Origin of the sequence: Bradyrhizobium sp. BRP56, assembly GCF_020194035.1 — a bacterium.
Lineage (GTDB): Bacteria > Pseudomonadota > Alphaproteobacteria > Rhizobiales > Xanthobacteraceae > Bradyrhizobium > Bradyrhizobium australafricanum.
Window position 1 is genome coordinate 96,518 of the sequence record NZ_JADYVV010000027.1, and the last position, 8,772, is coordinate 105,289.

At 56.2% G+C, this 8,772-nt stretch carries 7 protein-coding genes and 2 pseudogenes; 3 read left to right on the forward strand and 6 right to left on the reverse strand.

All coding sequences use genetic code 11. The annotated features are described in order from the left end of the window. Positions 1-32: 32 nt before the first annotated feature. The 4 genes from I6F38_RS20280 to I6F38_RS20295 form a co-directional block, all read right to left on the reverse strand. Positions 33-272 (reverse strand): recombinase family protein, encoded by a 240-nt coding sequence (locus I6F38_RS20280; RefSeq protein WP_014490262.1) that lies wholly within the window; start codon positions 270-272, stop codon positions 33-35. Positions 273-336: 64 nt separating this feature from the next. Next, on the reverse strand, positions 337-1,917 hold the full coding sequence (locus tag I6F38_RS20285; protein WP_011082862.1) for a recombinase family protein: 1,581 nt from the start codon (positions 1,915-1,917) through the stop codon (positions 337-339). Positions 1,918-2,009: 92 nt separating this feature from the next. Next, positions 2,010-2,297 carry a hypothetical protein gene (locus I6F38_RS20290; protein WP_011082861.1) on the reverse strand — a complete coding sequence of 96 codons (288 nt, stop codon included), beginning with the start codon at positions 2,295-2,297 and terminating at the stop codon, positions 2,010-2,012. Positions 2,298-2,393: 96 nt separating this feature from the next. Next, positions 2,394-3,236, reverse strand: a complete 843-nt coding sequence (locus tag I6F38_RS20295; RefSeq protein ID WP_011082860.1) for an acetoacetate decarboxylase family protein — start codon at positions 3,234-3,236, stop codon at positions 2,394-2,396. A 1,182-nt stretch (positions 3,237-4,418) separates the two neighbouring features. Here I6F38_RS20295 and I6F38_RS20300 point away from each other — a divergent pair. Both I6F38_RS20300 and I6F38_RS20305 read left to right on the forward strand, forming a co-directional pair. After that, the gene (locus I6F38_RS20300) at positions 4,419-5,177 is read left to right on the forward strand and encodes a glucose 1-dehydrogenase (protein WP_011082858.1); all 759 of its coding nucleotides are present in this window, start codon (positions 4,419-4,421) and stop codon (positions 5,175-5,177) included. A gap of 45 nt (positions 5,178-5,222) precedes the next feature. Beyond that, positions 5,223-6,983, forward strand: coding sequence for an oleate hydratase (locus I6F38_RS20305; protein WP_011082857.1), 1,761 nt, complete (start codon positions 5,223-5,225; stop codon positions 6,981-6,983). On the opposite strand, the gene I6F38_RS20310 is transcribed toward I6F38_RS20305, so the two are convergent. Beyond that, positions 6,984-7,409, reverse strand: coding sequence for a hypothetical protein (locus tag I6F38_RS20310; protein ID WP_223153801.1), 426 nt, complete (start codon positions 7,407-7,409; stop codon positions 6,984-6,986). 309 nt (positions 7,410-7,718) lie between these two features. On the opposite strand from I6F38_RS20310, the pseudogene I6F38_RS20315 reads away from it, so the two are divergent. After that, a pseudogene (locus I6F38_RS20315) lies at positions 7,719-7,952 on the forward strand (ATP-binding protein); the annotation flags it as partial. Positions 7,953-8,627: 675 nt separating this feature from the next. On the opposite strand, the pseudogene I6F38_RS20320 reads toward I6F38_RS20315, so the two are convergent. After that, positions 8,628-8,772 (reverse strand): annotated as a pseudogene (locus I6F38_RS20320) (IS630 family transposase); the annotation flags it as partial.

Here is an 8,772-nt window from a genome sequence, read left to right on the forward strand (position 1 = left end):
CAATCGCTTCGAGCGGCACCGTGCGCCGGTTATCACAGAAACCAGTTTCCTTCATGCGCGTGCAGATCGTTTGCCTCAGCAGTCATCCACTGCTCGCGCGGGTTTTCGCGGCTGATGCGCTTGCCGGTCTCCGGGACCTTTATGAACCTTTGGCGGTTCCAGATGATCCGCCCGGCGTACTGAAGGATGCCGTTCAAGCGCTTGCGGCTACCGTCAATGGTCGAGGCGTTCCAGGCGCCGCCACGTGGCCCGGGTACGCCTTTCTTGTTCAAGGCAGTTGCGATGTCGCGTGGCGAGTTGCCGCCTTCAACGGCTTCTTCATCTGCGGTGTTAGACTCACGAAGGCTTTTCCTTGCCGACGCATTCGATGAGGAAGCGTGACAGCGCTTCGAACGTGTCAAATCGGTTTATGGTGCGGCCCTTATAGACTTCCTTTGAGAACCAGAACATGCGACGACTGAAGGTGAGCCACGCCGAGGGCATCAAGACATAGTCGAAGATCGCTTCGTTCTTCTCGTCCAGCCGAACCGCGACAACCCATCCCTTCGGCCACCTCACGCGGTATTGCAGCGTCCAGCGCAAGGGCCGGTTTTCATAGTTGCGGCATCTCGCGACCCGAAAGACGACATTCACGACATTGTCGATTCGAAGACATTCAGTCGAAGCATTGAGGGTGGCACTGCGACCAAGTCTCTCGAAGGCGTCTCGAAGGCGAGCAGCATTGCTAAGCTGAAGGGCGGCCCACCGTTGGTGCGACGCGTATTTGTCAAACCATTCTTGATTGCCGTTGTACCCAATAAGACGGTAGATGTTCCGCAGCGCGCCGAAGTGCAAAACATACGATGACATGGACGGCAGTCCCGGACTTGAATTGATAATCGTCTTACTAAGCTTGCCTTTCTTCATCAGGACCTTACGGAGCCGAAGCAACATTTCCTCTTCGGGAATGCTGACGCGCCCCTCACCCATAATCTTTTGCGCGCGCCGGAATGCGTCGCGATGGACGATAGGTTCGATGGCATTCTCTTTTCTGATCCAGAGCTCCCTTGGGTTGCGCGTCACCTTGGCGCCAAGTTTTCTGCTTTTGCGATTGTAGGTCAGAACGCCGATATAAGCTTCGTTCCGGAGGAGGTCACCGACAGCCTTTCCAAGCCACGGTCTTCCCTGGCTATTCAAGATCCCTCGCTGGTTGAGCTCTCGGGCAATGGTGGCCTGCGATTTGTGACGGAGATATTCGTGGAGAATCCAATTCACGATCTCGACTTGATCGGGCGCACCGGGGATGAGCTTGACATGGTCGGTAAGCAAAGATTTGCGCTGGCCGATCGTTAAAATGCCCTTCGGTCTGCATTGATCGTCGACGAGACGTCGTTGGAACGCGTAAGCCGTAGGGCCGCCCATTTTGAAGCCGCGATGCGTCAGCCGGACTGACCCTGCGAAAACTTTGGCGGAGAGTTCCCGACTGAACTCAGCCGCCATCACTCTCTTAATATTCTTCATGATGCTGGCGAGAAGGCTTCCGTCATTGTCGAATTGCTCCGCGCAATAAGCAACCTCGACGCCCGCCCTGCGGCAGATGAACTCGTAGTGCGCGCTCTCGTCAACGTCCTGAAAGCGTCCCCATCGGCTCACGTCGAAGACAAGCAGATGAGCGAAGTCAGCGCGTCCCGATTGCACGTCTTCAACCAGTTCGGTAAGGCCCCCCCGGTTTTCGATTCTGAGGCCGCTTTCTCCCTCGTCACGATAGGTGTGGACGATGGTTAGCTTGTGAAGTTCGGCGTAGGTCGCGATGACCACTGCCTGATTCTCAATCGAGTATTGCTGGTAATCCGTCGACATGCGGACATACTGCGCCGCCCGTCGCGCTTTCTGCGACTGAGGCAGACGTTTCGCGTGTACAACAAGGGTGTTCCCCATGTTGCCTCCCCGCGGCTATATCGCGCCGCGCTGTATTGCGCATCGCAAACCATTTAGGCGCATCATCAAGTCCGCGCCATCGGAAAGTGTATTCAGAAAGAGTCAACTGCTATGTCGTTTTTCTTGAAAGCACGTTGCGGCGGGCGAAGCGAGCTGCAGAGAAATGCGGGTTTGCGCTTTTGGGCCCGTAGCCGACATGTCCGGCGCAGCTCTTTCGTCTGCTTCTGACGAGGCAACCAGCAGGATATCGTCGTTGTCCTTGTCGATGATGTTGAACGCCCATCCATCATGGCTGTGGCGATCGCCACGTCGGCCTTCTTCTCCTTATTGCCGCTATTCTTGTTGTAGACGTGGGTCTTGAAGCCGGCCTTGTCGACCATCTTCCAGAATGAGTCGCCGGGGAGGTGAACCCCACATACCGCCCGTCAGCTGGCAAACCGACAGCGCTGGCAGCAATTTAGGATTGGATGAATTCTTCAAGCTCGTCGATCATCGTTTACCGGGTTTGATTCCTCCGAAAGGATATCAATGGCCTCGAGCCTTGCGTCATACTCCTCGTATGTGCCGAGCAGGGCTTGGCCAACTGTCAAGTTGTGCACGGGATCGATAATCGAGGGGGAGTCGTAAGTTAGGGAGGTTGGTCCAGTAAATAGAACTTCTTCGCCACGCTCGTCGCGTCGCAACGTTCGGTCCGTACACCATTTGACGAGTTGCGTGACCTCTCCCTTCCCGGACTCAATGATGGGCGGCAGCTGCCGAACCGAGTAGAAATTCGTCCGCGCAGAATACATCTGCCGCGAATCCGAGCTCATGCGCTCGTCTGGTTGAGCGGTAAGGGTCAGCAGGCGCTTGCCTTTCGGACGCTCGAGCGTACCCTGAATTAGACCGCCTTCTCTGATCAGTCTAATGTGCGCCAGCTTTTTTGGAGCACCAAGAACCTCTCGTCCCGAGGCGAGAGCTGCATCATTTACCGTCACGTAAATGTAAGGGATGTAGTAGCCAGTCTCGCCGTCGGGATCACGAACTTGAATTCCTGAATAGCACTCCAAGTATGGCCCGACAGTGCTTGAGCGATAGCTCGCGACCCCCACAATGGCGATTGCAGGGTTTGCTGCAGGTGCTAGTTCCTTCGGCAATAAACAATTCGCCTCGTGCCCCACGCTGAACATAAGGTTTATGGCTTGGCAGCCGAGAAACGCACCGCCACGATTTTTGCCCCCATGGTAAAGAGGCGCATCAAGCGGAATGCCTTTGACGTCGGGCATCGCATCCTCCTTGATCTCAGAACAATTCGCGCGGTTGGAGATTGAGCTATTCATCTCACCGCGCCTCTCCGGTTGTTGAAGCGCCCCTGAAGCGACTGTACTGCGCTGGCAGCGATGTGGGTTCGGTAGTCCGTGCGGCACATCGATCCGGTGATAGCGATCTTCGCTACGCGAGGCCGCAGTGCCGTTTCTGCGCCTTGCACCTCAATCCGCCGGATTAAACGATCCGAAAACATCCGACACGCTTGACCTTTTCCATTCTAGAAGCCGGCAGCTGTCCTGTGCTGCCGGATGCGCCTGATTGTGCATCCATTCCGGCGGAGCCTGCTCACCGATGATGACGTCAAGGCGAGTGGGTGATTCCTATTTGTCTATCAGTCGTTATGCAACGTCGATGCCAGGCACCTCGTGCGGTTTATACGGCTCACTGGCTGACGTCAAATTGGGTACGAGTGACCCGACAACTTTCGACCCTTGTTCTGTTGCCTTCCTCGCTTGTCCGATTGACGACGCGATGTCGAAAGCCCGACATGATCAAGTATCCGGACAGAAAGTCGATGAGGCTCTCTCACGAGTTTTCGCAACAGCCTCGATTAAACCAGATCAGCGTAACATTGTCGCTGCGCATGGTCGAAAACGCAGGCCCTGACATCGCCGTCTCGGTGGAGAGTCGGAAGACCTCCGGCGCCTGTGCAAGAGTCACGTGAGGCTGACTTCCCATCAGAGTCTCGGCGCGCCGATTGCACGGAATGGATACTCCAATTCGCAAGACTAAGGAGAACCTCATGCGTTCTGCGCCCCACTTTTCGATCCACAAGGAGCTCAGCACCGTTCGGCACCGGTATCGCTCCGCTCGCGGGTACCGATCCTATCTCCGAAACCGGAGGAAATTCGGTCGCAAATTGTCGGCGTCTAGAAGGCGGGGTAGTTCGGCAAAGCCAATGCAATAATCCAAAGGATGGCTAACGCCTGAGCGGCGGAAGCATGTTCGCGACGTGAAATCGTTATCGAAGTGCTTTAGCGCCAATTTACACGGGTACTGCGCACAGGCTTTGGGAATCAAAGATGATACGTAGCAGAGGGCAGATCGCCAAGAGTCCGGGGCGTGGTGCAGACCGCAACTCTTGGCTTGCCCGACTTTCAATGCTCGTTCTCAACCATTTTGATCAACACGCCCGTCATCCTTTTTGATGCTGAAAACCCCTGCACCGCCACTGATCGAGGGAACCAAGAGTTATGGGACGTGTGAGCGAAAAAGTCATTTTGGTAACCGGCGGGGCTCAAGGGATGGGGGCCGCTCATGCGCGCCTGCTGGTAGCCGAGGGCGCGAAAGTCGTGATCACCGATATTCTTGACAATGAAGGAGCGACTTTCGCGGCCGAACTTGGCCCATCCGCGATCTATGTGCGTCAAGACGTCGCTCAGCCAGGGGAATGGTGCCAGGCGATTGCGGCTGCGGAGGGCAAGTTCGGCGCGGTGCACGGCCTCGTCAACAATGCAGGCATAGCGAGTATGGCTCCCATCGAGCGGTTCCCGCTCGAGCAGTGGGAGAAGACCCTGGCTGTCAATCTCACCGGTGTATTCTTGGGAATGCAGACTGCCCTACCTGCGATGCGCCGCGCGGGCGGAGGCTCGATCGTCAACATCTCGTCGGTCGAGGGGATGAGGGGTAGTCCTGGGCTTCACGCCTATGTTGCTTCCAAGTTCGGCGTGCGGGGCATAACGAAGTCCGCTGCCTTGGAGGCCGCCGCGTCCGGCGTTCGCATAAACTCTATCCATCCGGGCTTCATCAACACTCGGATGACAGAGAACATCGATCTTTCCAGTTTTCCAATTCCGCTCGCGCGGCCAGCCGAGCCGCAGGAAGTGTCACAGGCAGTCTTGTTCCTGCTTAGCGACGAGTCCTCTTATCTTACCGGCTCCGAAATCGTCGTCGATGGCGGTCTGACGATCGGCGTCCCGCAGAAGGGTCAGGCGGTCGAAAACATCTTCTGACTATCAGCGGACGGATTGTCACATCAAACGAGATCGAATGTCGCGATGTATTACACCAGTGGAAATTACGAAGCTTTTGCTCGGCCCCGCAAACCCGCCGGCGTGGATAGCAAGACAGCATGGTTCGTTGGTTCGGGGTTGGCTGCGCTCTCCGGCGCGGCCTTCTTGATCCGCGACGGGCAGTTGCGTGGCGACCGTATCACCATCCTCGAACGACAGACGGTTCCGGGGGGCGCGTTGGACGGTTGTCAGGATCCGGAAAGGGGATTCGTGATTCGAGGTGGTAGAGAGATGGAGGATCATTTCGAGTGTCTCTGGGATCTGTTTCGTTCGATCCCATCGCTCGAACTTGAAGGCGCCAGCGTGCTCGATGAGTTTTACTGGCTGAACAAGGATGATCCGAACTACACACTACGGCGGGCGACGGTGAAGCAGGGGCAGGATGCCCATACCGATGGCCTCTTCACACTGAGCGAACAGGCCCAGAAAGAGCTGATTGCCCTTTTTCTTGCCACTCGTAAGCAGATGGAGACCAAGCGCATCGACGAAGTGTTCGGAAGAGATTTCTTCAACAGCAATTTCTGGCTCTATTGGCGGACCATGTTCGCCTTTGAAGAATGGCATTCAGCCCTCGAGATGAAACTTTATCTGCATCGATTCATCCACCATATCGGCGGCCTGCCGGATTTCAGTACGCTGAAGTTTACCAAATACAATCAATATGAATCGCTCGTTCTGCCGTTATCCAAATGGCTGTTGGCGCAAGGCGTCAACTTTCGCTACGGGGTCGGAGTCACCGATATCGATTTCGACATAAAGCGTGGCCGCAAGCAAGCCACAGCCATCCGCTGGCTGGAGAATGGCATTGAGGGCAGTCTCATTATTGGCGCCGACGATCTTGTTTTCATGACGATCGGGTCGCTGACCGAAAACTCGGACATGGGGGACCATCACACGGCCGCCAGGCTCAACGAAGGACCGGCGCCCGCCTGGGATCTGTGGCGGCGTATTGCGGCCAAAGATGCGGCCTTTGGACGCCCAAATGTCTTTTGCGGCAATATTCCTGCAAGCAAATGGGAATCGGCGACGATCACGACCCTGGACAAACGCATTCCAGCATACATCCGCAAGATCGCCAAACGCGATCCGTTCAGCGGCAAGGTTGTCACAGGAGGCATCGTTACGGTGAAAGATTCGAGCTGGTTGCTCAGTTGGACCACAAATCGCCAGCCGCATTTCAAGCGCCAGCCCAGCGATCAAGTCGTCGTCTGGGTCTATTCGCTATTCGTCGATAAAGCCGGCGACTACGTGAGGAAACCGATGCAAGATTGTACGGGCGAGGAAATCACGCAAGAATGGCTTTATCACCTCGGTGTGCCGGTTGCGAGTATACCGGAACTCGCCGCTGGGGCCGCCAAGACGGTCCCGGTGATGATGCCCTACGTCACTTCCTTCTTCATGCCGCGGCAGGCGGGCGACCGGCCAGATGTTGTGCCGAAAGATGCGGTCAATTTCGCCTTCATCGGCCAGTTCGCGGAGTCGGGTGAACGGGATTGTATCTTCACGACGGAATACTCCGTTCGGACCGCGATGGAAGCCGTGTATATCCTCCTCAAGATTGAACGTGGCGTGCCCGAGGTATTCAACTCGACCTATGATATTCGCAAGCTGCTTGCAGCAATGGGTAGACTGCGCGACGGCAATGAAATTGAGATCCCGGGACCTGCGTTCCTGCGCGAGCTCATTCTAAAAAAGATTGAAGCGACTGAGCTTGGCGAACTACTCAATAAATATCACCTGAGGTGATTAAGGCAGCGGACGCTGCGGCTTCGCTCGGATAGAGAAGCGCTGTCCTGCGCCGTGACGGCTCGGACTCGCCAAGGCGCGGATCAAACGTTCGCGCCGATCTTCCAGGCAACCTTTAGGCGTACTCTGGAATTCGGTGTTCTTTCGGCTTGATGTTATTCTCGCCACACGCATCCGATTAACCTCTTGCCACGAGGTGAGGGCGAAACTAGCTAGTGGCTCGTCACAGTGATCTTGATGGTTTGATACCGGCCAGCTTAGGATAGGCAAGTTTTCTGGCGGCACAAGGACTTCGATGCTTCTGGGGATGCAGGATTCGGCGGGTGGCCGTCCGGACATGTGCGAATAGGTATAGATGAACGCCAGATAATGGCCCTGCTTCTCGGTAAAGCGTGCGCCTGGTTTTTGACTCATGGATCGATTCATCCGTGCCTCCTTAGTCGTCCGTGAAGAACAGGTAAGGGGCTGATCTGGAGTCGTTGTTTTTCGGCTGCGGCGATTTTGTGATTGCAGGCTTTGACAGTGCGGTAGCTCGGAACCTGCAATTTGCAGTTTGAGATTCCCTCGAATCGCACGGCATGATTCGGCGCTCGTATCGGGAGGAGCCGATGCGACCGAAGAAGCCGAAGGCGACGGACGAAGGTGATCTGTTCCGGGCCAGGCTCAAGCAGGTCATCAACATGGAGCACGAACTGGTTCAGCACGCCGGCAAGATCAATTGGGACTGGATCGACTATCGACATGAAGGCGCCGCGCGGGCTCGACAAGCCGCTGTTCCAAAAGCTCGTCGCCGGCGAGTGGATCGACCGGCATCAGAACCTGCTCATCATCGGCCCGACCGGCGTCTGCAAGAGCTGGATTGCTTGCGCCTTGGGCCACAAGGCCTGCCGCGACAACCGCTCCGTGCTCTGTCAGCGGCTGCCGCGGCTGTTCGAGGCGCTTGCCCTCGCGCGGGGCGACGGCCGATGGTTGGGTTGCCGATGAGCTCCGCGCTTTGACTTCCTTGTAGACGTTGCTGATCGACATCGCGGATGTTGCGACACCGCGCCATCGACGAACCGCGTTCGGATGCGAGATCGGCGTGATAGCCATCGATCTTGGCGAGCATCTCCTGCACGAGCGCCGGATCAAAGTCGATAGCGACTGCTGCTGACTTTGCCGTCGTTTGTCCCTGTTGCGTTGCTTGGCCTCGGCGAGCTCTCATGCGCTTGACCTTGCCGATGATGGCGTTGCGAGATACGCATCGCCACCCCTCGCAGACACCGAGTGGCCCGCGCTCCACATGCATTGCAGAAGCGACACCTCCTCAGAATCCCATGCCGATGTGGCTTGATTGACCATCGTTCGTCATCGTCACGAGCACGAGTCGATGGTCGTTTTGATTGTCGCCAAAAGCAGTGCGTGTCGATGTTTACGCTTGTTCGCCGCTATTCGATGTTCGGAAAGGTTTTTGGCTGCGACGATCGGCCTGCCTTATAAAATAGGCAGACGAACGTGTATTTATGCCTGCGGTTGCATCGTGTCCGGAAAGTTGATCCGCTTACGTTAACGGCTGTTGACAACATGCGTTAACGGCGTTGCAATCACCAGCACGACAAACGGCGGTGAGTTTACCAACTAACAACAGCAGCTAGTCACATGAATCTAAAGTTCGCCACATAGAGTCTGCTGGGCTTTGTGGCAAAAGCGTTTGACGGAAGCCAAGATCTGGTCTGCGGACTTGGTCCATTTGAAGGGCTTCGGGTTGTTGTTGTGCAATTCGATGAAGGTACGGATGTCGGCTTCGAGC

Excerpts from the sequence above, each read along its gene's own strand:
- I6F38_RS20310 (WP_223153801.1), bottom strand. The coding sequence starts at position 7,409 with ATGAATCGATCCATGAGTCAAAAACCAGGCGCACGCTTTACCGAGAAG.
- I6F38_RS20285 (WP_011082862.1), bottom strand. The coding sequence starts at position 1,917 with ATGGGGAACACCCTTGTTGTACACGCGAAACGTCTGCCTCAGTCGCAG.
- I6F38_RS20300 (WP_011082858.1), top strand. The coding sequence starts at position 4,419 with ATGGGACGTGTGAGCGAAAAAGTCATTTTGGTAACCGGCGGGGCTCAA.
- I6F38_RS20295 (WP_011082860.1), bottom strand. The coding sequence starts at position 3,236 with ATGAATAGCTCAATCTCCAACCGCGCGAATTGTTCTGAGATCAAGGAG.
- I6F38_RS20290 (WP_011082861.1), bottom strand. The coding sequence starts at position 2,297 with ATGGTCGACAAGGCCGGCTTCAAGACCCACGTCTACAACAAGAATAGC.
- I6F38_RS20305 (WP_011082857.1), top strand. The coding sequence starts at position 5,223 with ATGTATTACACCAGTGGAAATTACGAAGCTTTTGCTCGGCCCCGCAAA.